The organism is Endozoicomonas gorgoniicola, from assembly GCF_025562715.2.
Lineage (GTDB): Bacteria > Pseudomonadota > Gammaproteobacteria > Pseudomonadales > Endozoicomonadaceae > Endozoicomonas_A > Endozoicomonas_A gorgoniicola.
In genome coordinates, this window is record NZ_JAPFCC010000001.1 from 4,418,802 (window position 1) to 4,444,468 (window position 25,667).

A 25,667-nucleotide genomic window follows, 5' to 3' on the forward strand; every position below is an offset into this window, starting at 1 on the left:
TTAATATCGGACTTAAAGAGTTTGACCCAGGGAACCAATATGGCTACCGACCTGATTGAATTAAAAAATTTAGGTAAAACTTCGGTACAGTGGCTGAATGCTGTGGGCATCCGAACACTTGAACAACTCCATGAAGTGGGCACCGTTGCCGCATACTGTAAAGTCAGGGACAGAGGTTTCAAGGTTTCCAAAGTCCTGCTCTACGCTATGGAAGGTGCCCTGATCGGCAAGCACTGGAACGATCTTGATGAAAACTACAAACAGCGCCTGCTGAAACAGGTAGAAGAGTTCCCCTCCGGTTAATTCCCCTTTCCTTCCAAGTAACTTGCCCTACAGGGCTTGGTATCAGTGGATGTATGCTTTTAGAAACATCGTACCTGAAAGGGTCTGATTGGAACGAAAGTTTCTCGTAGATGTTAATCCGCCGTGGCGGCTTGAGGCGCTCCTGGGGAGGTCTGGAAGAAGAATTTGCTGGGAGGGAGGTCGTCAAAAGTATTCGTGAGCGATTGGATCATGATGATCTCATTGAGCTGCACAATAACTCCTGGATTCGCTATTTTTTAATGGATCTTGCCGGATTTCCTGCCACACGATCATAGGGTCTAACATCTTTTGTTACTACGGAACCGGCACCAACAATAGCACCTTCACCTACGGTAATATTGGGCAGAATAATGGCTCCTCCGCCTATCCAGACCTTATCTTCAATAGTTACCGGCTTGGCAACTTCGTCACCTGCGATACGTTCTTCGGCATCCAGTGAGTGGGCGGCGGTATAACCGACATTCACCACCCAACATGACATTTTTCTAATACCTGCTATCTATCAGATAAGCAAATATCAAGAAGCCTTGTTATGCCTCCTATTCAATACCGCTCTCAGGTCATGGATCATCTCGGTCTAGTGGCTGGAATGTGCAAAGAGCTGGGCATTGCCGACCATATCGACAGGCGCGCGCCCAAAGTATCTGACGAATGGAACATCTCCCACGGTGAGGCCGTTGTCGCGATGATTATCAATGGCCTCGGCTTTACGGGGCAGTCTCTCCACATGTTCCCTCAGTTCTTCTCCAATAAACCCCTCGATAAACTGATCAGAGAGGGGATTGAGCCCGAGCACATAAACGACAAAGTTCTTGGAAGAGCACTGGATGAACTGTTTGAACTGGGTGTCAGTAAAGTCTATTTTGAGCTGGCTATCAAGGTGGCTACGCATCTCAAATTGCCATGTGATGCACTCAACCTTGATGGCACAGGATTTCACGTCGATGGCCGTTATAACAGCGAGGAGGAAGTCAGTGACGAAGACCTCAATTGCATCAGGCTTTGCAAGGGCTACAGCCGAGATCATCGTCCTGATCTGAACCAGGCCATATTGCTCCTGCTGACCGAAAACCGGGCAGGCATTCCGATGTTTATGAAAGCAGCCAGCGGTAATGTGACGGACAAGACCAGTTTCAAACAAGTGGTTTCTGAGCATATAAAGAGCTTCAAAGCGGCACTGAATGCCCGTTACTTCATCGGTGATGCCGCATTGTATGTGGCTGAAACCGTTCAGGAACTGAGTCAGCAGGATCAGTTGTTTATCTCCAGAGTTCCTCTCAACATTGGTGCAGCCAAAGAACTGGTTCAAAGTGCGCCATTGCGCTCAATGGTTGAGGTTGAAGGGTTTGAGCATTACGAATCTGTAGAAACTCTGTCTGACTATGCAGGTGTCGTACAACGTTGGGTACTGTTTCGAAATAATCAAAGCCAGAAAACAGAACAGAAGACACTGACAAGGCGTATGCAGAAAAAGTCCCTGAAGGAATTCAAGGAACTTGAGAAATTGGGCAAGAAGCCATTCTGTTGCGAATCGGATGCCATGGAAGCTTTCAAGCTATGGCAAAAACAGTCCGTATACTGCCAGGCTGAACCTGAGATCATCGAGAGTCCCTGCTATAAAACCAAAGGCCGTCCTGCTGATGGGACAGTTCCCGACCACTATGAATATTATGTGACAGGCTCCTGCGCGGTTGCTGTACAGACTCGTCGTGATGCAGAAGCATCGTTGGGTTGTTTTGTTCTGGCAACCAACGATACAGATACAGCCCGGCTTGACGCTGGCGAACTACTGAGGACGTATAAATCCCAGCAGCAGGTTGAGAGAGGTTTTCGCTTCCTGAAGAGCCCTGATTTTCTGGTGTCTTCACTGTATCTCAAAAAACCTGAGCGTATTGAGGCCCTGTTAATGGTGATGACACTCTGTCTTATGGTCTATGCTGCAATTCAGCATCGAATCCGCTATGAACTGAAAAGGCAGAGCCGAACGTTCCCGGACATGAAGAAGAAACCAGCCCAGAACCCAACGGGCAGATGGGTTTTCCTGTGCTTTGATGGGATTCATGTGCTGTCGGTTAACGGGACGGAGAAACACATGGTTGGAATATCGGAGAGGCAATCGACGATCATTTTTATTTTGGGCTCAACGTACCAAGAAATTTATTCCTGAATAGGGTGGTGAATGACGGGTATAAATTTGGACTCTCGGGCCAATCATCACATGCCTGCCGATGGTGACCTTACCGTTATCCAGAATTAATGCACCGCTATTGATGTAGCTGTTTTCCCCCATTGAAAGGTGGCAGCCGTAGCTCATTTCCAGTGGTGGCGCTATATAGCTGCTGTTCGGAACCAGAGCGCCAGCTTGTTTAAGTAATGCTGCTCTCTTTTCGCTATCGGCTTCATGATTAAACTTAAACAGTGCAGCGAACGTTTGACCTCTTATTGCAGCTAACTCCTGATCAAGGCAGTTGTATGTCTGCCCTTTTCTCATTTTCTCAAGTTCTGACATGGTGATTCCTCACTAATTTACTATGAAAATAGTGCTCCGAACTCGCAAAGCACTCCATCCTCACCGATCTCAGCAATCAACCCTGCTGCTGCGATCTCATCGACTCCAGAAAGGGTTTTTCGAGCAACTTGCCCTACAGGGTTTGGTATCAGTGGATTTATGCTTTTAGAAACATCGTACTTGAACACACAGGGCATTCCGGGTCAGCTTCCAGAGACATGGTCTGCCATTGCATGGTTTGAGCATCAAGCATCATTAAACGTCCGCTGAGATTTTCTCCGAAACCGGTAATCAGTTTAATGGTTTCGAGGGCTTGTAGAGTACCAATGGTTCCTACCACTGGCCCCAGGATACCGGATTCAGAACAGGTCAGTTCTTCAGCCACCTGCTCAGAATAAAGACAGCGATAACAGGGAGCGTTATCCTGCCAGCGGTCAAACACAGTCAGCTGTCCATTCAGGCGAATAGCGGCACCAGACACCAGAGGGACACTGGCTTGAACGCTGCAACGATTGATAGCAAAACGGCTGTCAAAATTGTCGGTAGCATCCAGTACTACGTCCGATTTTTCCATTACCTCCCTCAAATCTGCTTCACTCAGCTTTGCCGTGACAGTATTCACCTGGATGCCTGGATTAATGGCACTGATTCTCGCAGCGGCAGCATGAACCTTGAACTGCCCGATATCATCCGTTGAAAAGGCAATCTGCCGTTGCAGGTTGGTCTGATCGACAACATCCGGATCGACAATGGTCAGTTGCCCGACACCTGCCGCCGCCAGATAAATAGCCGCAGGGCAACCGAGCCCACCCATACCCACAATCAGCACATGGGAGTCCAGCAGTTTTTCCTGCCCTTCGATGTCAACCTGAGGCAACATAATCTGTCGGCTGTAACGCAACAACTGATCGTCATTCATCATGAAAACAATGGAACCTTCTTAACAAGCTTTAATCAAACAAAGAAAATCGAGCAGGGAGTGTTTCTCCGGCACAGAGCGTATTATCCGGTGCCGGAGAAGACGGATATTTATCAGGCTTCAGATTCGACAAACTCAGCGTAGGCCTCAGCATCCATCAATTCGGACAGCTCCCCTTTATCAGACAGTTTAATCCTGAAAAACCAGCCTTCATCATAAGGGTTGCTGTTAACTGTTTCAGGAGCTTCTTCCAGTGCTTCATTGACAGCAACCACTTCGCCGGACAATGGGGCGTATATTTCAGAAGCAGCTTTCACTGATTCAACAACACCAGCCTCATCATCAGCGGCCAGAGTCGAGCCGACTTCTGGTAACTCCACAAACACCACATCTCCGAGCGCTTCCTGAGCATGATCGGTAATTCCGATGGTTGCGGTACCATCGTCTTCAAGTCGAATCCACTCATGAGAGTTAACAAAACGCAAATCGGAAGGAATGTTACTCATCAATTTTTTTCCTCTGGTCGTCTGGATTGTATCTCACAGCCATTGTTAGCCCTGGCTGCTGAGAGCAACCCGGATTTTATATCGTTCTTGGATAATGAAATTGAAGCATTCTAACGGTAATTCAGGGCTACAGCCAATGTGTAATAAACAGTAAGCTTTAGCTGCCCACCTATACATTTGCGACTATTCTATGCAAACTGACTAAATAACTACATAATCAGCCAATCAAAAATGACGGTACATCGTGCTTGCCAACTTAACATAGAAACTCTGACCGAGCTTTCTGAACTGCTTAAGCAACTCCCTGACAAGTATTTCAAGGCCAGGCTGTCGGGCTATTGCGGGCCGGTTGGTACTCAGATCAGACACATTATCGAGTTTTATAAAGGCTTTCTTCAGGGACTGGAGCTGGGAACTGTCAATTATGATGACCGCCCAAGAAACCCCGACCTTGAAACATCACGCGATAAAGCTCTGGAAGAGATTGGTATCATCTGCCGCCACATGGCTCTGCTTGACGATCAGTATGAAGCCCTTGATTTTCAGGCTTGTGGCGGTACTGACCAGACCCTTTCCACCACCAGCAATATGCACCGGGAGCTGCTGTTCCTTCACAACCATACCGTTCATCACAAAGCCATCATCACTCTGTTGCTTGAACCGACCGGCTTTAAGCTGCCTGACACCTTTGGACTGGCACTGGCAACCAGAGTTTACCAGCAGAATAAAGCTCTGGCGGACTAGGCAGCAGGACGATGGAAATCCAGAAAGCTTTTTGCTCCGGCAGCTCCCAGGTATTTGCTCAGGGTTCGGTTATCGACCCTGGTCAGGTTGACAATAATCAGGCCATCCAGCGCATTGTTAAAATCAGGGTCAACGTTAAAGGCTGCCAGTTCGCCGCTCAGCTTCAGGTATTGTTTAAGCAGGACAGGAATGCCCTTGTTGTCTTTTTCAATCTGCTGAACCAGGGTTGACAACTTGTCCACATCACTCAGCCCCTGAAGGTGATCCACACTCCAGAACTGCCCTTTGTGTGATTTCAACGGAGTGGTTGGCTGTACCAGTGACTGCAAAGCTTCATCAGAGTTGTTTATCGACAAACATCCAGCCATCAGCTGGCGGGAGACTTCGCTGTAATGACTGCTGATACTCACCGGACCAAACAGCACCTTGTAGCGGGGGTTAGCCGCAACATAAGCACCAATACCCTTCCAGAGCAGCATCAATGCAGTCAGGCTTTTCTGATATTCAGGCCGGACAAAAGAGCGTCCCATCTCCAGACTGCATCCAAGTTTATGAAGAAAGTCGGCGTGATAACGAAACAGGCTGCGGGAGTAAATACCATGCAGTCCCTGCGCTCGTAAAATCTGGTCCACCTGCCCGATACGATAGGCTCCAACCACTTCCTGCTGCTCTCTGTTCCAGAGAAACAGGTGCCGATAGTGGTCATCATAGCGATCGATATCTACCTCTAGCCCAGTCCCTTCACCGACTTCTCTGAACGTCACTTCGCGCAGTCTGCCAATCTCGGGCAAAATATGGGGCAACTGCTGTCTGGTGGCACAGAACACCGCCATTTCATTCTTTTCCAGAAGCAGAGTGTCTTCGGGCAGCTGTTCAATATTTTTCTGCAGCAGGGCTTTATCCACAGGACTGGCTATACCTTTAACCTGTCGTTCTGTTTTCTTTTCAGGTTTATTCAGCTTCAAACCACCCAAGCCATGCTTACCAGAACCACTCTTACCAGAACCACTAGTGTCAGAGCTATGAGCCGACATGGCATAAGTGTGTAGCCGCAGATAGTTGGTTACAGCGCTGTCTGAATCCAGAGATTCATAACTGGCAGGCTCAAGGGTTTTGCCAACCCGAAAGCCGATGGTATGCCCTTTTTTGTTGATCAGCTCTCGTATCAACCTGACCGTCCTCAGCCTGGAGTGGATCATACCCAGTGCCTGAAACAGCCAGCCATTGCGACCTTCAACAAAGACCGGAGTCACCCTGGCCCGAGCCTGTCTGGCAATTTTTGCCGCAGTAACGCGCCAGGTAGGGTCAGTCACCTGTTTAAGATGCCTGTTAAAGCTGGACACTTCTCCGGACGGAAACATCAGCAGCAAATGCCCATCAGATACCCATTGCTGAGCCTCAGCAATGGCAGCCCTGTTTTTTTGACGGGCATTTTTGCTGAGAACATCGACACCAATAAACAACGCTCTCAGCTCGGGAATCTGGCAGAGAATCTCGTTGGTCAGCACCTTCACATCTTTACGTCTCTGTAGCAATAACTCTGCCAGTGCAATACCTTCAATGCCGCCGTAAGGGTGATTTGCCACCACAACCGACGGGCCTTCAGCAGGAATCCTTTCCAGACGGCCAGAAGCAACCTCATGCTGAACCTGAAAAATCGTCAGAACCCACTTCAGGAAACGGTGGCTATCGTACTCATTGGCACTCTTTTTTCTGTAAAGGCTGTCGAGTGTTCTTAAACCCAGTAGCCATTCTGCTGCCAACTCCGGAATGCCCGACCTGGTTTTGCGCGGAAGACGAAAAGGAGATTGTTTGCTAGCCATCCGGATTCCCTTGTTAGTGTGGTTGTAGTCCGGCTTATGAGTGCCTGCCTCTATAATGAACAAGCCAGCTTACATGAACAAGCGTAGGCAGGAAAAATGACAGGTTGGTTAAGGCAGAATGAAACTCTTATTAAAGCCGGGCAAAGCATAAAGCCTGTCCGGCTTTAACCATCGGGTATTGAGATTATCGGAACAGTATTCGCTTAACAGCATTGTCGGTACCAAAAAACTCCATGGCTGTCACAATCAACGATGCCGCAAGCACACCGCAGGCGTTATAAAAAAGCAAACCTCCATCATCGCCAGTTACATTACCCATTTCGTCAAACTCCGGCATGGCAATGCCCAGCGGGGTAAACAGGTGGAAAAATACGGCTCCCATCATCACACCACTGGCAATAGATGCTCCATAAAGGCGTGAGGGGGCAAAAAACAGCATAATGGCGGCAATCAGCTCAACTGTACCTACCCCATAAGCGCCGTAATCAGCAAACCATTCAAGACCCGCCCAGGCTCCCAGAGTGCTGAAGATATGAATCGTTTCATAGGCATCAGTAAATTTGAAGAACAACGACTGAATAAAGACAAATGCCACATAAATGCACAAAATCCATTTGACTGCATTTTTCATAGATCAATCCTCCTCTATTGATCAAGCATTTTAGGCCAGTTTTCATCGGCCTTTTGGATAAATCCCGGAATATCTTTAAGCCATTTTTGCTGAACACTGTTGTCGTAATTCAGGTAAAGCTTACCATCGACAATTTTCCAGTAGTTGGGATCTCCGGGGGCTCTCTGTTTTTTGGCAGCTACCGCCCAGGCACAAAAACCGCCATACTGAGGTCTGTATTTATCCGGGTTATTTTTGAAGAGTTCCAGGTTTTCAGCTGAATTAAAATACCACTCAGCATCCAGGTATTTGAATTTGAATTTGGCATTACCTTTCACAGCTTTGTGTTCTGTGAAATAAGCAACTGTGTCGTAACCGCTCACGGCCTTGTTGCTGAACCAGCCAGTATAGATATCATTGCCAGCCCAGGCAGCTGAACCGAAAAACAGCAGCATGATCACACTGATGAGTCGTGCCATAGTGTTTACGCTCCTTGAATCGCCTTTGATCAGGTTATTCCGTATCCGGATACCTTCGAACCAGTTTTCGTTCGTGCTTCCATGCATGCAACAACTGTTTCAGGGAAGGAGGACGAAATCCCCGGTGCCGGTTCACCCACCCCAGTTGAAACAGTGTTCGGTATTGATAAAACAGAACCCGATACACTTCTTTCAACGTACTGCGACTGTCCCAGATATGGGCGGCTTCACTGCTGGCACCATTAATTTCAAGTATATAGTAGTTTTCGCCATTCATAAGAGAATTGATATCTCTAAATCGAATATCTATTCGGCCGTAATAATATTCTGGCAACCCGTTAGCCACCTCATCAAAGGCAGCTTCCAGTGCAGGTGTTATAAATTCCCTGCCATCCCTGAAAATACACCCACGGGAATGACTGCCAGCAAACGTCAGCCTGAAAGGTTGTCCCTCAGGAAGCACCTGCTCCAGCAGTTGGTAATGACGCTTGAAATATAACGGCGTCAACTGCCCTGCCCGCTCATCATTCTGAATTAACTGCCGCAGTGTATCTTTACCATTACCAATCACGTAAGGCGGGTATTTCAGGGTAATGGAAAAAATCCTGCCTTTTTTCTCCCCTGGCTGGCGAATATAAAAAATGCCGGCTTCAGCTTCGTAAGGCACCAGTTGCTGCAATATGACCTTACCTTCTCTGGGAAACGCAGCAATATAATCTTTCAGTTCCCGGGCAGAACGAACAATTCTGACACCGGCTCCCCGGCAGCCAATGTCGGGTTTTGCAACCAGAGGGTAACTCAGCCCAACCGACTGCATTCGTTGCCGGGCCTGAAACTCAGCATCTTCTGGCGATGCCCATTCAGACAATACGCACCAGTCTGGTATCTTTTCTCTGGCCTTTCCTTTCGCCATGGAAAAGATATCATTTTTGGATTCCCCCACCATACCACTGAGGTGAATACCAGGATTACTGTTCAGTGGCAGGGTAAAACCACGGTAACGAACGGCTAACCACAGCGCCTGCAAAATAACCGGGATATAAATGACAAACCCCGGCCAGAATTCAAAAAAAGAAATCGGCCGCTCCCGTTTTTCCAGCTCCGGCATACCGGGATGAATTTTCTTATCCTGAGCGGTTGGCCGGATAAATGCTTCTATCTGGCGGTCGCTTTCAGTCATGTTCATATTAATTAAAAAAACCTTTATTTATTTTTATTTTTTTATGACCAAACACAAAAAAAACTGCCAGCACAGGGATTAAGAGCCATTTCCAGAAACCAAGACCAGACCAGAACAGGGTTCCAATACTGAACAGACCGAAAAACACGACAGCAGTCCAAAGTAATGACGCCAGAAAGACCAGTGCTGTAAAGTGTTTCCAGGGAAGTTTGAAAAAACCACAGGCAGTGTAAACCGGAAGCCTTAGACCAGGGATGACACGCACCAGCAAAATCGTCGCCGTCATTTTTTGCTGAAGCCAGCCATGGGCTCGATGGACCGCATCTATATCAAGAAAAGCAGTGAGCCTCGGGATACGATTCAGGTAACGACCCAATACATACAAGCCAAGGTCACCGGTAAAAATCCCCAGAAACAGGGCGCTGAACGCCAGTTGAGTGCTGATCAGTCCGTCGGCCCCCAGCAGGGCTGCGGTAAGAATGGCAGCATCTTCCAGAATATAAGTACCAATAAGAATGAACAACGCCAGCAGCACTGGACTGTGTGCAACGCTCAATAGTTGTTCATAGAGAAACGACATCACGCTTTCCCGTTTAAATGACTGTCAATTTTTCGCCACAGATAATCAGGTTATAACGAGGGTCGCCGCAGATTCAATTCGAATTGGCAAAATACTATCCGTCAGCCGCTAAACCATACTGATTTTTACACCGTCTTTCTTCTCAGGAATAAACATCATGACAGCAAGGATTGCTTTATTTTTATTATTAGCAGGATTCAGCAGCTTCTCACTGGCTCAACAAATTGATGGCACCATTCCTCCCCGTCAGGTCACAGACCGGATTGTTGTTCAGTATCACCCTGAGCCAACCTACGGCAATGCCATAGCATTTATCAAACAAGGTATTACCAGCGGCTCCTTTGGTGTTGCTGCCGGTAAGCAGAAAGACATCCTGGATCTGGGCTCAAGTGTTAACATTGACGACGCTGTAATACTGGCAAACAGCCTTAATATCGATCCTCAGGTGGACTTTGCCGAGCCGGATTACATCATGCAGGTCATGCAAATTCCGACCGATTCACGCTTCAGCGAGCAGTGGAACCTCAAAAACCCGGTGTCCGGAATCAACGCGCCATCTGCCTGGAATATCACAACCGGTGACGAGAATATTATCGTAGGCGTTGTTGATACAGGCGTTTTAAGGCACTCAGATCTTGTATCTAATCTGGTGGACGGTTATGACTTTGTTAGCCATCCATGGATTGCCAACGATGGCGATGGCAGAGACAATCACCCCAAGGACCCGGGTGACGGTATTACCCAGATTGGAGCCTGCGGCTCTGTAAATGGCCTTCCTATTCCAAGCCGCCCGATGGACAGCAGCTGGCATGGTACCCATGTTGCCGGCACTATTGCGGCATTATCCAATAATAACAAGGGGGTCAGTGGGGTTGCCTGGAATACCAAAATCATGCCTCTAAGAGCACTGGGGCGATGTGGCGGCTACTCCTCCGATATTATCGACGCCATGCTCTGGGCAGCCGGATTTGAAGTCTACGGCCTGCCCAGGAATCCAAAACCGGTTAAAGTCCTTAACCTCAGCCTTGGCGGCAGCGCTGTAACCTGTCCCAGAATTTATCAAAACGCTTTCAATAAACTGGCTGCAGCCAATATTTCCGTTGTAGTAGCCGCTGGTAATGAAAACAGGGATGCATCACTGGCAACACCTGCGAACTGCGACAATGTCATCACAGTGGCCGCCATAGACAGAGAGGGAAACCGCAGCTGGTATTCCAATTTTGGCAAAAAAGTTGATATCGCCGCCCCCGGAGGCGAAACCCTGAACCTTGCCAACGGCATTTTATCGACATCCAACAATGGAACCACTTCACCCAACCTCGATAACTATGAATACTATCAGGGTACCAGCATGGCGACTCCTCATGTCGCAGGTGTTCTGGCATTAATTTTCGCAGTCAATAAATCGCTCACTGCAGCTCAGGCTAACCAGATTATTCTGGACACCGTCCGGGCATTTCCAGCAGGAACCTGTAATACCACTCTTTGCGGCGCAGGGTTGCTTGATGCCGGAGCGGCTGTACTCAAAGCACAACAAAGCAAGTGACGAACAGATATTCTTTTACTAGGTTTTAGTTAAACGATAACGAAATCAGCCTGACCGTTTCAGCAGTGCCGTCAGGCTTAAGTTATTCCATGGAGTGGAATTTTGAAAACACAACTGCTGCCCTCAATTCTGGCTTCCTCCCTGTTTTTTGCCATAAATGCCCATGCTGATCACCCGGCACAGGAATCGGAAGATGATGATTTTCTCGATTTCAGTCTTGAAGAACTGATCTCACTGGATATTCCCGATGTCACATCTGTGTCCCGTAAAAAGCAGCGTTTAATGGATTCAGCAGCGGCTATTTATGTCATCACTTCCGAAGATATCCTGCGCAGTGGCGTGACTTCGATTCCTGAAGCCCTGCGCATGGTACCTGGCATGCAGGTCGCCCGAATGAACGGCAACACCTGGTCCATCAGTACCCGGGGATTCAATTACATCTTTGCTAATAAGCTACTGGTACTGATTGATGGCAGAACCGTTTACTCACCACTCTTTTCAGGTGTGAACTGGGATGTTCAGGATACCCTGATGGAAGACATTGACCGTATTGAAGTCATCAGGGGGCCGGGAGCAGCACTCTGGGGAGCCAATGCGGTTAACGGCGTCATTAATGTCATCACAAAAAAGGCGGCTGACACCCAGGGTAGTCTGGTTTCTTTGGGAGCCGGTAATGAAGAAAAGGCTTTCGGCGCCTATCGATATGGTGGTGAGTTCGGGGAAACCGGCTTTTACAAAGTTTATGTCAAAACCTTTGAGCGGGACGGTCTGGCAAAAACAGACGGCTCTGACGCCAATGATGACTGGAAAATGAAACGGGTCGGTTTCAAGACGGAGTGGAAACCCGCTGCAGATACCGACTTCACGCTACTGGGTGATCTCTATGAAGGAACCACCCGGCCCGCTTTAACAATCTTTAAAAACGACGAGCCTTTCGCTGGCGATAAAGGCATGCAGATGTTGGAAAATATAAGTCGTGACCAGAGAGGCGGAAACCTGATTGCCCACTGGAAAAAAACGGTGAGCGATACCGAAGACTATTCATTAAGAGCGGTTATCGATGACTACCAGAACTTTGATTACCGTGTCACTGAAAAAAGACAGTCCTTCGATATGGAGTTTCAGCATTACTTCCAACCCATTGAAAATCATGACCTGGTCTGGGGACTGAGTTTTCGCAGGACCTGGTATCAGATGAGTGATATGAGAAATATCATTCACCGGGATGAAAACGGGCAACCAAAAGATTCCCGCCAGGATAATTTATACAGCCTGTTTGCCCAGGATGACATTACCCTGAACCATCACTGGAACCTGTCATTCAGCGCCCGTTATGAACACAACGAGTTTACCGGCAAAGAGTTTCAACCCAATGCCAAGCTGACCTGGAAGGTCAATGACAACAGAACACTCTGGGCTTCTGTCTCCAAAGCAGTCAAAACGCCTTCAGTGAGTGAAACGGCTGTTCTTTCTGACAATATCACTTTTGTTAATACGGGCCCCTCCAACGCTATTTTATCCATTGCCGGAAACCAGAAACTCCAATCAGAAGAATTGAATGCGTTTGAACTCGGCTATCGGGAACAATTCGGATCATTATTCCGACTGGATGTTACCGGATTCTACAACCAATACAAAAACATAGTCGCCTATGTAGAGGCCTCAAAGTGTCCTGACGGATCAAGTCTCATTTACCCACTGGGCCCTGATTTCGGTATTTGCCAGCCAAAGAACAATTCACTGATAAGCTTGCCATCAACCCTTATCAATGGGCTTGATGCAGCCACCTACGGGCTTGAAATTGTAGCCGACTGGCAGGCAAAAGACTGGTGGAAACTTCAATTGACCTATAGCTGGTTACAAGTTGATGCATCTCCAAACAGCAGCAACCCGAGCCTGGCTTATGCTCTAAAGCGAAACGAGTGGCTGGTAGAAGACCTGAACGCTAAACAAACAGCCACCCTCCGTTCCAGCATGAACCTGCCAAATCAATGGTACTTCGACTTCTGGATCAGAGGTATGAGCAACATGAAAAATGCTGGCGTACCCGGCTACACGGCACTGGATATGAGACTGGCCAAAAAAATAAATGACAATCTGGAGTTGTCACTGGTTGCTCAAAACCTCTTTGACAAACAAAGAGCCGAATTCACCGAAGTGTTCAGCGGATTAAGCGCCACAGAGATTGAAGAATCCTGGTATGCGCAAATCCGCTGGTCATTTTAAATAGGATGAAGGAGGACTGCTTCATGTCGATTTTTACCAATGCTTCAGCCAAAGCAACCATAAAAGTAACAACCAAAGTAACAATTATCAGTCTGGTATCTGTAATCCTGTTCAGCTTTCAGTTCAATACAGCCAGGGCAGCCACATCGCCGGAAGATAAAATTAAAACCGCCATTATTTTTAAACTCACCAAGTTCATCAGCTGGCCAAAAAAGACACAAAGTCTGACCATCTGTGTGCTCGGTGAAGGTTCCATCAACAATGAGCTCCATAAAATCAATCGCAAGAGCACGATGGGAAGGCGATTGTCAGTCACTCACAGAAACGCTAACTCTCCGTTCGAAAAGCTGTGCGATGCCTTGTTTATCCATAACATCGACAATGTCACGGTCAAATCGGTTCTGAAACGACTGGAAGGCAAACCTGTTCTCACCATCAGCGATATCCGGTCCTTCGTTGACTACGGTGGCATGATTGGCCTAAAACGCAGTGGTAAAAAAATCAACTTCTCCATTAACAATACTTCCGCAACCAATGCCAGCTTAAGTATCAACTCCAGACTACTGAAGCTGGCTAAAACTGTGAAGTAACGATGATTACCTTCAAAAATCTGCCTATAAAAAAGAAGCTTCGTTATGCCATGCTGATCACGGCTTATGCCGTGTTGCTGGTGACGCTATCGATCCAGACGGTTAGCGACCTGATCAAATCCCGGTCAGCCCTTGTCAGCAATCTGGAAGTTCTTGCGGAAGTGATTGGCGCCAACGCCGAAGCTGCACTGGTTTTTGGAGACAGGAAGTCAGCAACAACCCTGCTTAAAGGCTTTGCCTCTGCCACCAATATTCAGTCCGCCTTCCTGCTGACGTCGGAAGGCAATGTAATGGCTACCTATAACCGCCATGATAGACAACCCTGGTCCATTACCTTTGATGACCTAGAACGCTCTTTAACAGTATTCAGCAATACACGCCTGCATCTGTACCGTCCAATTTTTATGGACGGAAAATTGATTGGGGCCATTTACATCCAGTCAAACCTGAATCAGCTTTACCTGCAACTGACCCAGAATCTATTGCTGGCCCTGATCGCCGCGCTGGTGTCCGTTATCCTTGCTTCAATACTGGCCTCAAGGCTGCAGAAACTATTAGGTCAGCCCATTATTGAGCTGGCAGAAACCATCAGTTCGATGACCGCAAAACAGCAGTATGATCAAAAAGTTCATCGATTTGATGACGATGAAATCGGGCAGCTCTACGACGACTTCAATGAGATGCTCATGTGCATCAAAGAGCGGGATCAGCGCCTGCAAAAGCAAAGGGAAACACTGGAGGCCTCTGTCGCAGAGAGAACCCGGGAACTGCATGATGCTAACCGGGACCTGAAAGAAAATATTTCCGAACTTCGCGAAGCCAAAGAAGCCGCCTTTGGAGCAGCCAAGGCCAAAAGCTCTTTTCTCGCCAACATGAGCCATGAAATCCGAACCCCGATGAACGGTGTCCTGGGCATGCTTGAACTGTTGAAGGACACTCCGATTGACAGAACCCAGCGGGACTTTTTGGAAACAGCATACAGTTCAGCGGATGCCCTGCTGCAAATCATTAACGACATTCTCGATTTCTCCAAAATTGAAGCGGGGAAAATGGAGATAGAGAGCATTGACACCAATATCGCTGAAATAGCTGAAGACGTCTGCGCACTACTGGCTGGTAAAGCGAGAGAAAAACATCTGGAAATCAGTTGCTTCACCGACGTCGACCTGCCAAACGTACTGAAAGGCGATTCCGTTCGTTTACGACAGGTACTCACTAACCTGGTGGGTAATGCTGTGAAATTCACCGAAACCGGAGAAGTGATCGTACGCCTGAATATGGCGGAAAAAACAGCTGACACAGTCAGCGTCGAGTTTATGGTTGAAGACACCGGTATTGGTATTGCAGAGGATGTACTCTCCAACCTGTTCAGTGCCTTCACCCAGGCAGACGGCAGCACAACCCGCCGGTTTGGTGGAACCGGCCTGGGGCTGACCATTTCGAAACAGCTCGTAGAACTGATGGGTGGCTCCATTCAGGTCACCACGGCTGAAGGGCTTGGCTCAACCTTTTCATTCGTACTGGACATGGAAATTTCAGAGTCTGAGCCTTGGCCATCACGGAAAATCAACCATGCCCTTGATGGAATAAAAGCCCTGGTTGTTGATGACAACACCACGAACCGGGAAATTCTTCGCCACTACCTGACAGCCTGGGGCATTGACCATTCAGAGTGTGACAGTGGACAAAAAGCCCTGGACATGATGCAGCAGGCCTTAAAAGACGAGCAACCTTATGAGCTGGTTCTGCTCGACATGGATATGCCCCACATGGACGGTTTAATGCTGTCCAGAGAAATAGAAAATGACCCGGAGCTGGCAAAATCCAAAAGGATTATGTTGAGTTCTGCCGGTTTCATCACCCGGGCCAGGCAACAGGAAGTGGGTATTTCCGCCTGTCTCAGTAAGCCTTTCCGGCAATCACGCCTGCTCGATTCAGTCATGCAGATTATGCACGAACACCAGACTGGCCAGAACGATCAGCACCCGATAGAAAGCAGCAATACCGCCTTTTCATCTTCAATAAGGCTGCTGCTGGTTGAAGACAATATCGTCAACCAGAAAGTTGCGGTCAGTATGCTGAAAAAGATAGGTCTGTCTGAACCGGATATTGCCATTGACGGCAAGGAAGCGGTCACCATGTCGCAAAGTAAGGAGTATGACCTGATTCTGATGGATTGCCAGATGCCCGGTATGTCCGGCTACGAAGCCACGGGCCTGATCCGCAAAAGAGAGCAGTCACTTCATCAGCCGAGAATACCGATTATTGCCATGACCGCCAATGCAATGCAGGGCGACAGGGAAAAATGTCTGGCAGCGGGTATGGATGACTATCTGTCCAAACCCATAAAATCAGAAATCCTGCGCAATATGCTGACTCAGTGGCTCTTATTCGATGAAAGAGAGTTCGATGAAAAAGTGTACGATGAAGACCAGACTGAACAAACCGCCGAAGCCTTGCCCCGGGATACGACAGAAGAAATCAAAGCAGTGACTATCGATAATAATGAGCCGTTGATTGATCAGGACACTTTCAACACCCTCAGGGACATCATGGAAGACGAGTTCAGCAGCCTCCTCGACAGTTTTTTTGAAAATGCCCCGACCTTGCTGGATGAACTAAAGCAGGCTGCCAGGGCAGCAGACCTGGAAGTGGTAATTCGCGCCGCTCATACTCTTAAGTCCAGCAGCAGTAACCTTGGGGCAAAACTGCTCTCAGAGATTGCTGACAATATTGAAGTACTGGGGAAAGAGGGAAAACTGCAGGAAGCATCCAGTTTAATCCCGGGGCTTGAGCAGGCAATGAATCAAACACTGGAAGCCTATCGCCAGCTGAGTTAAACGAGCCTCTTTAATAAACAGCACCCCATTAAAAGAAAACCCCGCATTTGCGGGGTTGAAGAACACTGGACGTACTCCTTTTGGCATCCTGCCTTTTTATTGTGCGTCCTTGCCTCTACAGTCCTTGTAGATTTTACTCATCCAGTTACTTAACTATAGACTCAAAACTGATCTATCAGTCAACTATCCAGACTGGTCAAAATTGTTCATCAGCCATACTGTACAATTCTTCTACTCCGGAAGTGGCTGCCGCCAGCAACGCTGAACTCCTCGGTAGCAGTCGTTTATAGAAATAACGTGCAGTGGCTATTTTGGCTTTATAAAAGTCCTGATCTACAGTACCAGTTTGTAACTGAGCCTGAGCGACCTCAGCCATTCGAGCCCACATCCATCCGTAAGCGACATAAGCAAAACCGTGCAGGTATTCAACACAGGCCGCATTAATCGTATTGAGGTTATCTGTGGTTTGTTTTAACAGGGTTTCCGTAGACTGTTCCAACTGAACCAGGGCGCTTTCAAGTGCAGAAGCAAACTCACTGTTTTCAGCGTTGTTGATGAATGCCCTGACTTCATCAGCAAACAGCCGGAAATAAGCACCGTCGTTAGCCGCTATTTTACGACCCAGTAAGTCCAGCGACTGTATGCCATTGGTGCCTTCATAAATCTGCGTGATACGCACATCACGAACTAACTGTTCCTGTCCCCATTCGGCAATATAACCATGACCACCCAGCACCTGTTGACCGGCAACGCAACATTCCAGCCCCATGTCGGTGAAGAACGCTTTGGCTACCGGTGTTAACAGTGCCACCAGACCTGCCGCCTTTTGCCTCTCATCATCCTCACCAAATTTGGTTTTATCCAACTGTTGCCCAACGTAGGTTGAAAAAGCCCTGCCCCCTTCATTGAGCGCTTTAATATTCATCAGGGTTCGACGAATATCACCATGAACCATTAAAGAATCCGCTTCCTTTTCCGGTTGTGCAGCGCCGGTGGCAGCCCGCCCTTGCAAACGATCTTTGGCATAAGCCAGAGCATTCTGGTAAGAGCGTTCAGCACTGCCCAGCCCCTGAATACCGACAAACAGACGTTCATAGTTCATCATGGTAAACATGCAGTTCAAACCCTTATTCAGCTCTCCCACCAGATACCCTGTTGCCCCGTCAAAATTCATGACGCAGGTGGAAGCCCCTTTAATGCCCATCTTGTGTTCAATGGAACCGCAGCTGACAGCGTTAGCTTCAGACAGAGAGCCATCCTCGTTTACCTGAATCTTTGGTACCAGAAAAAGAGAGATACCTTTCGGACCTGCCGGTGCGTCAGGCAGTTTCGCCAGCACTAGGTGAACAATGTTTTCTGACAAATCATGCTCGCCGCCCGTGATGAATATTTTCGTACCGGTAATGCGATAACTGCCATCGTCTTCTGGAACGGCTTTGGTTCGAATAATGCCAAGGTCTGTCCCGGCATGAGGTTCAGTCAGGCACATGGTGCCAGCCCATTCTCCGGAGTACATTTTGGGCAGATACAAGGATTTAATCGCTTCAGAAGCATGGGCATCGATAGCCAGAGCCGCACCTGAGGTAAGACTGGGGTAAAGCATAAAACCAAGGTTGGCACCGCAACTCATTTCATCAAACTGAGCCCCCAGAGCTTTGGGCATACCCATGCCACCAAAGTCAGGGTTGCCACTCAGACCGGTCCAGCCACCTTCGGAGTAGATTTGATAGGCTTCTTTAAAACCAGTGGGCGTAGAAACCTTGCCGTCCTGCCAGTGACAGCCCTGTTCATCACCCATTCGATAGAGAGGAGACAGAGTTTTGGAAACCAGTTTGGCCCCTTCTTCGAGAATGGCGTCAGCGGTTTCCCGGTCGACCAGTTCACTGAGTGATTCCCAGCGAGCCCAGTCAGCAGCGACATCAAACACTTCATACAACACAAAACGCATATCACGCAGGGGAGCCTGATAATCAATCATAGCGACGGTACTCCTGTTATTGTTATGTGGACAGAGTAGGGTACACCCTATCTGTCTTAAAGCACTTTTGCGGTAGACCCGTCGCTATATTACCTGTCAACTACGCCTAAAACACGGATTTTAACATGCGTTTTTGATTCCCTTAACTACTGCAAACCGCTGTTTGTACGAACTCCGAACAATAAAAGAAAACTTGCTAAATTAAGCAAACTGCTATTATTACTGACCCGCATACCGGATGCATCTGATAAAACTTCCTCATTAGCGGCCTGAAGATCGTCACTCACACCATGAATAGCACCCAGCCAATGCCCCCGACCGTTGTGAACAAGAAATATATCATTACTGCTTATGTCGTCTGGCAATGAGTCCATGCCTTGACCATCAGGATTGAATACCATAGTACCAATTTCACTCCCTCGCATCTGAGGATAGATAACAATCACACGCCTTCTGCTCATTTGAGCCATCACCAGCGCGATTCGAATATTACCCCATTCATCCTGGTTTTCTATCTCTCCCAGTAAACGTGAAAACTCATCACCGGCAAATACAGGGTTATCTCTCGTAAAATTCTCTGCATTACGGGTGAGGTAACTGGATAATTGCTGTCGAAGAGCGTGTCCGTTACCTGTTTCCGTTTGCCTGGCCAGAGCATGATATAGACATGAGCCATCCTTCGGAGTTGACAGTAATTTTAATTGAGCATTATTGAGAAACGTCTGAAGATTTTCTGAATAACCTTCTTGATCCTCATGATTAAGCTGAGATACTTCTGCATCCTGCTGCCACTGTGAAGGTTTAGGAGGTTTGTAACATTCAAACCTGACTTTCCGGGACTTTGGATTAACAACCAGCTCATTAGGCATGCCTTTATATTGCCCCATATGCCTTGCCAAATGGGGCGGTAACGAAGGTAGCTCTTCCTTATATTGACTATCCTGCCGCTTAATAAGCTTGTACCGGTTGAGGTTTTCTATTCTTTCCTTAAAAGTTTCAAACCACGGTTCAAATCCGGAAGCTGCTATATGTTTAAGTCCGGAATAACGTTCTAACTGCTCTGTTAGCAAGTCTATTTGATTGTCTTCCAGATAACTCCAGCTAAGATCAATTTGCGTAATGCCGGACGTATTTGAAGTGTCGGAGAAATGCTCAATGGCTTTCAGAGGCAGTCCGAACATACTCAGGTCAAGCGTCGTAAGCTTAGCACCCCGGCTTCGCTTGAGACTGCGAGCTTCCACGGCCTCCATTTGATCGTCATTGTTGAGCCGCACCAATACCAGTGATGGAACAAAAGTAGTCTTTTTATTAGAACTAATATATTTATACTGTCTGTAATTTTCCTTTACAGGAACACTAGGAATACGTTCTTTTATATCCAGCTCAACCGGAAGCATAAGCTGATAAGCAGACCATCCAGACGCACTGGCTGTATCAGCATCAACCAACAGATTTCGCTGACCAGCTATAACAACCATGTCAGCTACTCCATCCTGGATAAGTTGCTGTAATACCCTTAAAGCTGCATAAGTTCCCCCAAAAAGGACTTTCCGGTTCAATAGTCCTTCCGCAATAACCAGAGTCAGAGCCTCAGAAGAAATTCCGAGTTCAGCTTTATGATCTCTGATAAGCGCTGCTGACTGGAGAGCATCTCCCTGAATGATGCTGTAATCCGGAAATTTTGTAACTGCTCATATTCCATTGGCAAGAACCGTTTCCTGATAGCCTGATGCCTTCAGGATGAGATGCCCCAGCTGCGGAATCAGATTGGTTCCAGTCAGCCTGTCCCTGAGATAGTTGGCAAAGGACACCCCGTGTTGTTTACAGGTCTTTTTCAAACTGGCAAAGGTGTCGCGGCATTTCCTCCCAAGTTTACTCCGGGTACCACCGCTAACCTTTCGCCGTTTCACATACTCTCTGATCTGCCTCTCGCTCAGGTTGTTGTGCAGTGGCAGCCACGGATACTCAAGAACCAATAACAGCTCTTCCCTGACAACCATCAGTTTGCCCAACTCAGCCTGCAAGGCAGGGTAGTCAACCCGCTGTGTTACCCAACGATCAAACTCCTGGTAGAGCTTCTGTTTCTCCTTGTCCGTTGGTTTTTTCTGGTAGGCCTCAATGTCGTCGTAGAGGCACCAGTACTGATCCTGCACGGTGTCACGGGCGGCTCGTTCCAGGTCATTGGCCGGTATCAGCTTGTCCATGTTTCTTCCCGCATGGTACCAACACAGCGAATGCTGAAAGGCTGTATCAAACTGCCGGGCTCCATCGCTATGGATAATCAGGTTCTCAAGGCGATGATTGAGCATCAATGCGGCCTTTAAAACACCCTCTGTCGCCCAGCGCCTTTGTTGCGGGGCAGCACAACCAATGCTGTTAAGGAAGCTCTCCCACTCTTCTTCTGTTGAGAAACGCTTCTCGCCGCATTCGGATAGCGCAGTGATCCACTTCTTCGACACATCAACCTGATTCTCCATGTAGTCAATGGCAACGTCGTTGAGAAGATAAAGCCGCTGCTGCCCTTGCAGACAGCCCAGGAAATTAATCCTGCTCTTACTGTCGCTGCTATGGAAGTAGGAAAAATAAGGGTTGCCGATAAACAGGCAGTAGCCGTTTTTTCCTTGGTGGCGAGCACCTGTGTCGTCGGCCTGGAGATAATCAGAGCAAGTCAGCCCTGCTTCCAGCAATTCTTCTTTTTCCTGGTGGAAAATATCATGGCCTTTCGTCAGGATGTTGCTCAGGGAACCTTCTGATATTGAGCATCCATGGTCGTGCAGCCAAGATAGCAGTAGTGGCTGTGTCGTACTGCATGAATGATAAAAATCCAGCAGATGGGCTTTCAGGTTGTCGCCAAAACGGTCTTTCACATGATCAGGTAGCGGGGCTGACACCCCGCCTTCCGGAGTTGTGTAATACTCACGCCTGTAGCGAGTAGTGACAAAACGCAAGTCCAGCTCAGTATGGAAAAAGTCGATATAGCACTTGAAGCGCCAGTTCTCACCGGGAGCAGCGATTGAACAGATTTCCTCTCGGTCAACAGTCATTGGTGGTGCAGCGGTTTCACCGGCTTCTTGTGATCGTGGTCGTTTACTTTTCGGCGGACGATCAGTGTCACTTTTCCCGGCAGCCTGATCAGTGTCTTCCGCAGAAGAGCTGTCTTCCTGATCATCGCCCTTGTCCGAGACATTAGGCCTGATTTTAGGCTTGCCCTTGTGCTTCTTCAGGTGGCGAATTTCTGCTCGAAGCTGTTCGTTCTCTTCGACCAGCTGTTCGATCTGAACGCGCTGCCTTTCAATTTGCACAGATTGCTTCTCGACCGTGTCGAGAAGGTTTTTGACGAATGAACGCAACTGTTCATTGTCTGTACTGGAGAATAGTGAGTCAGGCAGGTGCATACGGTGAAATATACGAAAGATCAGGATAACTTTCTTTGACCTGTAGAGGTTGATTTGCCAGTCAATTTTGAGCAGTTACCTATATTCTTATAGCCACCCAATATACATCGTTTATGCCGGACACGATCATTTTTTTGTTGCACTTCCAAAGAAAAAAATACTTAAAAATCTCTCAGATATAGCATCATTAAACTTCTTTTTGAATAAAGATGACCCAGGCTCTGATTTTTCAATAATGCATCAAGAAAAAAAAATACTTGATACAGCTACAAGGGCCCGTACTCCGTCGGTTAATATTGATATAACAAGCCAGAACAAAAAAATCAGAACCATTAATAAAAAAGAAGAGCAAGACGTCACTGGTGGCGGTAGCAACGACAAAGAGGGGGCTGCTACGGCCATTTATGCTGATGATAAAGTCAACCCTACCATTCCGAAAAGCACTTTGAGTCATGGAAAAACAGATTCTGCCGACCTGCCTGAAACGGAGCATATTTCAGAAGAGATTGAAATCCCAAAAGCAGTATTAGTAAAAGAGTCTGACAGCAAGGCTGAGATGAGCCCTCCAGGGCAGCCATCCAAAAAAAGAAAAGGAAAGAAAAAGAACAAAACAAGATCAGCCTTTACTGGTGCGCAGGCTGATGAAACCATAGCTCAACTAAAATCGCTATTAACGGAACAAAAGGCAAAATTGCAAGATAGTGCTCAGCTGATGTCGGAAACAGAAATACATAAATTGGCAGGTGATATATTCAATCTGGTAATAGCCATTATCGGACGCAAAATAGAAGCCCCTCCTCTCTCTGAAAAGAAACACGAAGCAGGCTCTGTAACTGTCAACCAGAAAACTGCGGAGAATATGCCACGCAGAAATAATGAGCGTTATCAAATAGAGCTGGATAGCTGCAACCAGGAGGTTGTTTATAATGCATTGCTTTTTTTGCACGAAAAACTAAACGATCCGTTGGCTCCTGTTATCCTTGGGGCAATGAAACTAACAGAAGGTAGCAAAACTTTAAAAACGGATCAGCTGGAGGCTATTGCCTATTTTAAATCAAGTGTTGTTCGAGGAAACAAGCAGGGTTTGTTGCTTCTTTCCGGTCTGGCACATACTCTTGATAGCCCGGAAGCGTTAAATACTGGTTTGTGGCTGGTAAAAAAGAGGCCTAAACTACTGGATGACCAGTTTCCGGTATTTGATTTCAAAATACCAGTTTCAGAAGACAATATTTTTGTAGAGATAAAACGATATATTCAGCATCATATTATAGAATCACACCAGATTAATTTAACTGATCTTCATGAGTTAAACCAAAACATAAATAGTAGTTTGGAGCAACTATTAACACCTGCTGTCTTAGTCGACCGACATATACTTGATGGCTATAAAAACAAAGATCTTGGTTATTCAGTGACAAGTAATTTATATCAGGCATTTATTTATATTATTTTAGGAGACCCTGTTAAGGCATATAACAGCTTTAAAAAAAGTACAATTGCTTATTTAGTGCCTGTCCGAAAACCCTCAAGCCCTTGAAAAACACAGCCTGAGGCCAAATATAATACTCGAAGATTTTCCCAGACAGGCTGTTTTCGAGTTTATGCGTCAAACCATTAATCCACAAATGCAGTTGGGCGAGGTTGATATCTCCGCCATCACATTCAACCCCAAGTCCAGAGATGATATTCCCCGGCTTTTGCGGGGCTTGCAGCACATATGGGTTACACCTGATCTGAGAGAGCAGGTCTTTCAAGTTCTTGAAAGTATGATTCCTGCCAGCAGTAATAATGGTCGTCCCGGTATGGATCTCTGGAACATACTGGTGTTTGGCACCCTGCGGCTGGTCACTAACTGTGATTATGACCGTCTTCAGGAGCTGGCCAATGAACACGGCACGCTACGGAAAATGCTTGGGCACGGTCCTTACTGCACGCACTCTTATCATATCCAGACATTGCAGGATAATATCAGCCTGTTCACGCCCGAAATACTGGACCAGGTAAACCAGATTGTCGTGGCAGCAGGCCATCAACTGGTTAAAAAAAAGATGAGCCGCTATATGGCCGTGCCGATTCGTTTGTAGTCAAGACCGATGTTCATTTTCCCACAGACATCAGCCTGTTAAACGATGCCTGTCGTAAGGCTATTGAGTTTGCGTCCACCCTGGCTGGCCAGTACCAGTTACCAGCGTGGCGTCAGCGGGAATACCTGAAAAAACAGCATCGAAAGCGCTATCACAAGGTGCGGAATCTGAAACATTCCGTTGCTGCCTGCGAGTTTAAACAGCGGTCACGTCAGCACGATATTGAAACGGCACACCTTGAATACATTAAGTACAGTCTCGACATTATCCGCAAGGCAGAAAGCACAGCTGCCCTGGTAGAAAAAAGCGCCCCCGATGAGTCTGCGCTGGAGAATCTCAAATACTACATTGCCCACAGTCGTCACCAGATTAATCTGATTTATCGTCGGGTGATCGAGCATCAGCAGATTCCTCACAGCGACAAGGTGTTCTCGATTTTTGAACCCCACACAGAATGGATCAGCAAGGGTAAAGCCGGAGTTCCTGTAGAGTTGGGGTTGCGGGTATGCGTACTGCAAGACCAGTTTGGCTTCACGCTGAATCACCATGTGATGCAAAAGCAGACAGACGATCAGGTTGCAGTGCCTATCGCAAAAGGAGCAAAACAACGCTTTCCCATGCTGAGCCAGGTCAGTTATGACAAAGGGTTCTGGAGCCCCGCCAACCTTGAGGAACTTGATGGCTTTCTGGAACGAACCATTCTGCCGAAGAAAGGCAGGCTTTCCGCAGAAGACAAAAAACGAGAGCACCACCTTGAGTTTACCCGGGCAAAAAGAAAGCATTCCGCCGTAGAGTCTGACATTAATGCTCTGGAAGCCAATGGCCTCGATAAATGTCCGGACAAGGGCATTGATGCCTTCAAGCGCTATGTTGCCCTTGCGGTTGTGGGTGGCAACCTGAAGCGCTTGGGCAGGATTTTACAAGAACGGGATTTTTAGCCCTACTGACAGCAGTCTTTTGCCGTCCGAAATTTGATCATGGGTGCATGAGGGTTCTGCACGTTCGTAAAATGGCAGTTTTGGCTATTTTGCAAGCACTTTGATCAAGAAGTGCCCTATAAGCGAGACTCTGATAATGCTTGCGGAGCAGTTCTACTGTTTGATGAATGTCAGTGACTCAATTTTCATAGGTTTTCTGACAGGCACTATTTAGCGTTAAAAAAAAGGTATTCTATAACATCGGGCATAGTAAATTCAGCCGGGTTAGCTGCCATTTACAATTTTCTCCGTCTTCCAGAGAAAAATGAGTTTCTTAAAGATGGATTTGAATACCCACAAATACTAAACAGTTTACGTTTCTTTCCAGATCGTAAAATATTCATATACAGCTCATTA

General features: G+C 47.4%; 20 protein-coding genes and 1 pseudogene. 9 read left to right on the forward strand and 12 right to left on the reverse strand.

The features are described from left to right. The first annotated feature begins 39 nt into the window (after positions 1–39). Entirely contained in the window at positions 40–303 is a 264-nt protein-coding gene (locus NX722_RS20010; protein WP_262564622.1) for a TfoX/Sxy family protein, read from the forward strand. 253 nt (positions 304–556) lie between these two features. Here NX722_RS20010 and NX722_RS20015 read toward each other — a convergent pair. Beyond that, a pseudogene (locus NX722_RS20015) lies at positions 557–739 on the reverse strand (DapH/DapD/GlmU-related protein); the annotation flags it as partial. A gap of 117 nt (positions 740–856) precedes the next feature. Between NX722_RS20015 and NX722_RS20020 the strand changes: the two are divergent. Further along, positions 857–2,491: an IS1634 family transposase gene (locus NX722_RS20020; protein WP_262563709.1), complete on the forward strand. Its 1,635-nt coding sequence runs from the start codon at positions 857–859 to the stop codon at positions 2,489–2,491. On the opposite strand, the gene NX722_RS20025 is transcribed toward NX722_RS20020, so the two are convergent. The 3 genes from NX722_RS20025 to gcvH form a co-directional block, all read right to left on the reverse strand. Further along, on the reverse strand, positions 2,465–2,833 hold the full coding sequence (locus tag NX722_RS20025; protein ID WP_262564623.1) for a maltose acetyltransferase domain-containing protein: 369 nt from the start codon (positions 2,831–2,833) through the stop codon (positions 2,465–2,467). The genes NX722_RS20020 and NX722_RS20025 overlap by 27 nt on opposite strands. A 157-nt stretch (positions 2,834–2,990) precedes the next feature. Next, positions 2,991–3,755, reverse strand: coding sequence for a HesA/MoeB/ThiF family protein (locus NX722_RS20030; RefSeq protein ID WP_262564624.1), 765 nt, complete (start codon positions 3,753–3,755; stop codon positions 2,991–2,993). Positions 3,756–3,865: 110 nt separating this feature from the next. Next, a complete protein-coding gene (gene gcvH / locus NX722_RS20035) occupies positions 3,866–4,258 on the reverse strand; it encodes a glycine cleavage system protein GcvH (RefSeq protein WP_262564625.1) in 393 nt (130 codons plus the stop codon). Between the two features lie 231 nt (positions 4,259–4,489). Between gcvH and NX722_RS20040 the strand changes: the two genes are divergently transcribed. Further along, a complete protein-coding gene (locus tag NX722_RS20040) occupies positions 4,490–5,002 on the forward strand; it encodes a DinB family protein (RefSeq protein ID WP_262564627.1) in 513 nt (170 codons plus the stop codon). Here NX722_RS20040 and NX722_RS20045 read toward each other — a convergent pair. The 5 genes from NX722_RS20045 to NX722_RS20065 form a co-directional block, all read right to left on the reverse strand. After that, positions 4,999–6,825, reverse strand: a complete 1,827-nt coding sequence (locus NX722_RS20045; RefSeq protein WP_262564628.1) for a lysophospholipid acyltransferase family protein — start codon at positions 6,823–6,825, stop codon at positions 4,999–5,001. The genes NX722_RS20040 and NX722_RS20045 overlap by 4 nt on opposite strands. 184 nt (positions 6,826–7,009) lie before the next feature. Further along, complete coding sequence (locus NX722_RS20050; RefSeq protein ID WP_262564629.1) at positions 7,010–7,456, reverse strand: MauE/DoxX family redox-associated membrane protein; 447 nt, start codon at positions 7,454–7,456, stop codon at positions 7,010–7,012. Positions 7,457–7,470: 14 nt separating this feature from the next. After that, entirely contained in the window at positions 7,471–7,914 is a 444-nt protein-coding gene (locus NX722_RS20055; protein ID WP_262564631.1) for a YHS domain-containing (seleno)protein, read from the reverse strand. Between the two features lie 34 nt (positions 7,915–7,948). Continuing rightward, positions 7,949–9,100 (reverse strand): ATP-grasp domain-containing protein, encoded by a 1,152-nt coding sequence (locus tag NX722_RS20060; RefSeq protein WP_262564632.1) that lies wholly within the window; start codon positions 9,098–9,100, stop codon positions 7,949–7,951. Between the two features lies 1 nt (position 9,101). Beyond that, positions 9,102–9,674, reverse strand: coding sequence for a DedA family protein (locus NX722_RS20065; protein ID WP_262564633.1), 573 nt, complete (start codon positions 9,672–9,674; stop codon positions 9,102–9,104). Between the two features lie 157 nt (positions 9,675–9,831). Here NX722_RS20065 and NX722_RS20070 point away from each other — a divergent pair, with 157 nt between their 5' ends. From NX722_RS20070 to NX722_RS20085, 4 genes are all read left to right on the forward strand, one after another. Next, the gene (locus NX722_RS20070; RefSeq protein ID WP_262564634.1) at positions 9,832–11,220 is read left to right on the forward strand and encodes a S8 family peptidase; all 1,389 of its coding nucleotides are present in this window, start codon (positions 9,832–9,834) and stop codon (positions 11,218–11,220) included. A gap of 102 nt (positions 11,221–11,322) precedes the next feature. Further along, positions 11,323–13,446: a TonB-dependent receptor plug domain-containing protein gene (locus tag NX722_RS20075; protein ID WP_262564635.1), complete on the forward strand. Its 2,124-nt coding sequence runs from the start codon at positions 11,323–11,325 to the stop codon at positions 13,444–13,446. Between the two features lie 23 nt (positions 13,447–13,469). Continuing rightward, positions 13,470–14,036: a YfiR family protein gene (locus NX722_RS20080; RefSeq protein ID WP_262564636.1), complete on the forward strand. Its 567-nt coding sequence runs from the start codon at positions 13,470–13,472 to the stop codon at positions 14,034–14,036. A 2-nt stretch (positions 14,037–14,038) separates the two neighbouring features. Beyond that, on the forward strand, positions 14,039–16,876 hold the full coding sequence (locus tag NX722_RS20085; RefSeq protein WP_262564637.1) for a response regulator: 2,838 nt from the start codon (positions 14,039–14,041) through the stop codon (positions 16,874–16,876). Between the two features lie 196 nt (positions 16,877–17,072). On the opposite strand, the gene NX722_RS20090 is transcribed toward NX722_RS20085, so the two are convergent. From NX722_RS20090 to NX722_RS20100, 3 genes are all read right to left on the reverse strand, one after another. Continuing rightward, on the reverse strand, positions 17,073–18,854 hold the full coding sequence (locus NX722_RS20090; RefSeq protein WP_262564638.1) for an acyl-CoA dehydrogenase C-terminal domain-containing protein: 1,782 nt from the start codon (positions 18,852–18,854) through the stop codon (positions 17,073–17,075). 146 nt (positions 18,855–19,000) lie between these two features. After that, on the reverse strand, positions 19,001–20,332 hold the full coding sequence (locus NX722_RS20095) for an OTU domain-containing protein (RefSeq protein WP_262564639.1): 1,332 nt from the start codon (positions 20,330–20,332) through the stop codon (positions 19,001–19,003). Between the two features lie 213 nt (positions 20,333–20,545). Next, on the reverse strand, positions 20,546–22,249 hold the full coding sequence (locus NX722_RS20100; protein ID WP_262563696.1) for an IS66 family transposase: 1,704 nt from the start codon (positions 22,247–22,249) through the stop codon (positions 20,546–20,548). A 67-nt stretch (positions 22,250–22,316) separates the two neighbouring features. Here NX722_RS20100 and NX722_RS20105 point away from each other — a divergent pair, with 67 nt between their 5' ends. After that, a complete protein-coding gene (locus NX722_RS20105; RefSeq protein WP_262564640.1) occupies positions 22,317–23,786 on the forward strand; it encodes a hypothetical protein in 1,470 nt (489 codons plus the stop codon). 64 nt (positions 23,787–23,850) lie between these two features. Next, a protein-coding gene (locus NX722_RS20110; protein WP_262563791.1) for an ISNCY family transposase occupies positions 23,851–25,271 on the forward strand; the annotation gives its coding sequence in 2 pieces (ribosomal slippage) (positions 23,851–24,295 and positions 24,295–25,271; 1,422 coding nt in all). The last annotated feature ends 396 nt before the right edge of the window (positions 25,272–25,667 follow it).

What these genes read in the sequence shown, in the direction of transcription:
- NX722_RS20060 (WP_262564632.1), bottom strand. Translation starts at nt 9,100, where the DNA reads ATGAACATGACTGAAAGCGACCGCCAGATAGAAGCATTTATCCGGCCA.
- NX722_RS20010 (WP_262564622.1), top strand. Translation starts at nt 40, where the DNA reads ATGGCTACCGACCTGATTGAATTAAAAAATTTAGGTAAAACTTCGGTA.
- NX722_RS20030 (WP_262564624.1), bottom strand. Translation starts at nt 3,755, where the DNA reads ATGATGAATGACGATCAGTTGTTGCGTTACAGCCGACAGATTATGTTG.
- NX722_RS20095 (WP_262564639.1), bottom strand. Translation starts at nt 20,332, where the DNA reads ATGGTTGTTATAGCTGGTCAGCGAAATCTGTTGGTTGATGCTGATACA.
- NX722_RS20020 (WP_262563709.1), top strand. Translation starts at nt 857, where the DNA reads ATGCCTCCTATTCAATACCGCTCTCAGGTCATGGATCATCTCGGTCTA.
- NX722_RS20050 (WP_262564629.1), bottom strand. Translation starts at nt 7,456, where the DNA reads ATGAAAAATGCAGTCAAATGGATTTTGTGCATTTATGTGGCATTTGTC.
- NX722_RS20090 (WP_262564638.1), bottom strand. Translation starts at nt 18,854, where the DNA reads ATGATTGATTATCAGGCTCCCCTGCGTGATATGCGTTTTGTGTTGTAT.
- NX722_RS20055 (WP_262564631.1), bottom strand. Translation starts at nt 7,914, where the DNA reads ATGGCACGACTCATCAGTGTGATCATGCTGCTGTTTTTCGGTTCAGCT.
- NX722_RS20045 (WP_262564628.1), bottom strand. Translation starts at nt 6,825, where the DNA reads ATGGCTAGCAAACAATCTCCTTTTCGTCTTCCGCGCAAAACCAGGTCG.
- NX722_RS20085 (WP_262564637.1), top strand. Translation starts at nt 14,039, where the DNA reads ATGATTACCTTCAAAAATCTGCCTATAAAAAAGAAGCTTCGTTATGCC.
- NX722_RS20040 (WP_262564627.1), top strand. Translation starts at nt 4,490, where the DNA reads ATGACGGTACATCGTGCTTGCCAACTTAACATAGAAACTCTGACCGAG.
- NX722_RS20070 (WP_262564634.1), top strand. Translation starts at nt 9,832, where the DNA reads ATGACAGCAAGGATTGCTTTATTTTTATTATTAGCAGGATTCAGCAGC.
- NX722_RS20025 (WP_262564623.1), bottom strand. Translation starts at nt 2,833, where the DNA reads ATGTCAGAACTTGAGAAAATGAGAAAAGGGCAGACATACAACTGCCTT.
- gcvH (WP_262564625.1), bottom strand. Translation starts at nt 4,258, where the DNA reads ATGAGTAACATTCCTTCCGATTTGCGTTTTGTTAACTCTCATGAGTGG.
- NX722_RS20100 (WP_262563696.1), bottom strand. Translation starts at nt 22,249, where the DNA reads ATGCACCTGCCTGACTCACTATTCTCCAGTACAGACAATGAACAGTTG.
- NX722_RS20080 (WP_262564636.1), top strand. Translation starts at nt 13,470, where the DNA reads ATGTCGATTTTTACCAATGCTTCAGCCAAAGCAACCATAAAAGTAACA.
- NX722_RS20065 (WP_262564633.1), bottom strand. Translation starts at nt 9,674, where the DNA reads ATGTCGTTTCTCTATGAACAACTATTGAGCGTTGCACACAGTCCAGTG.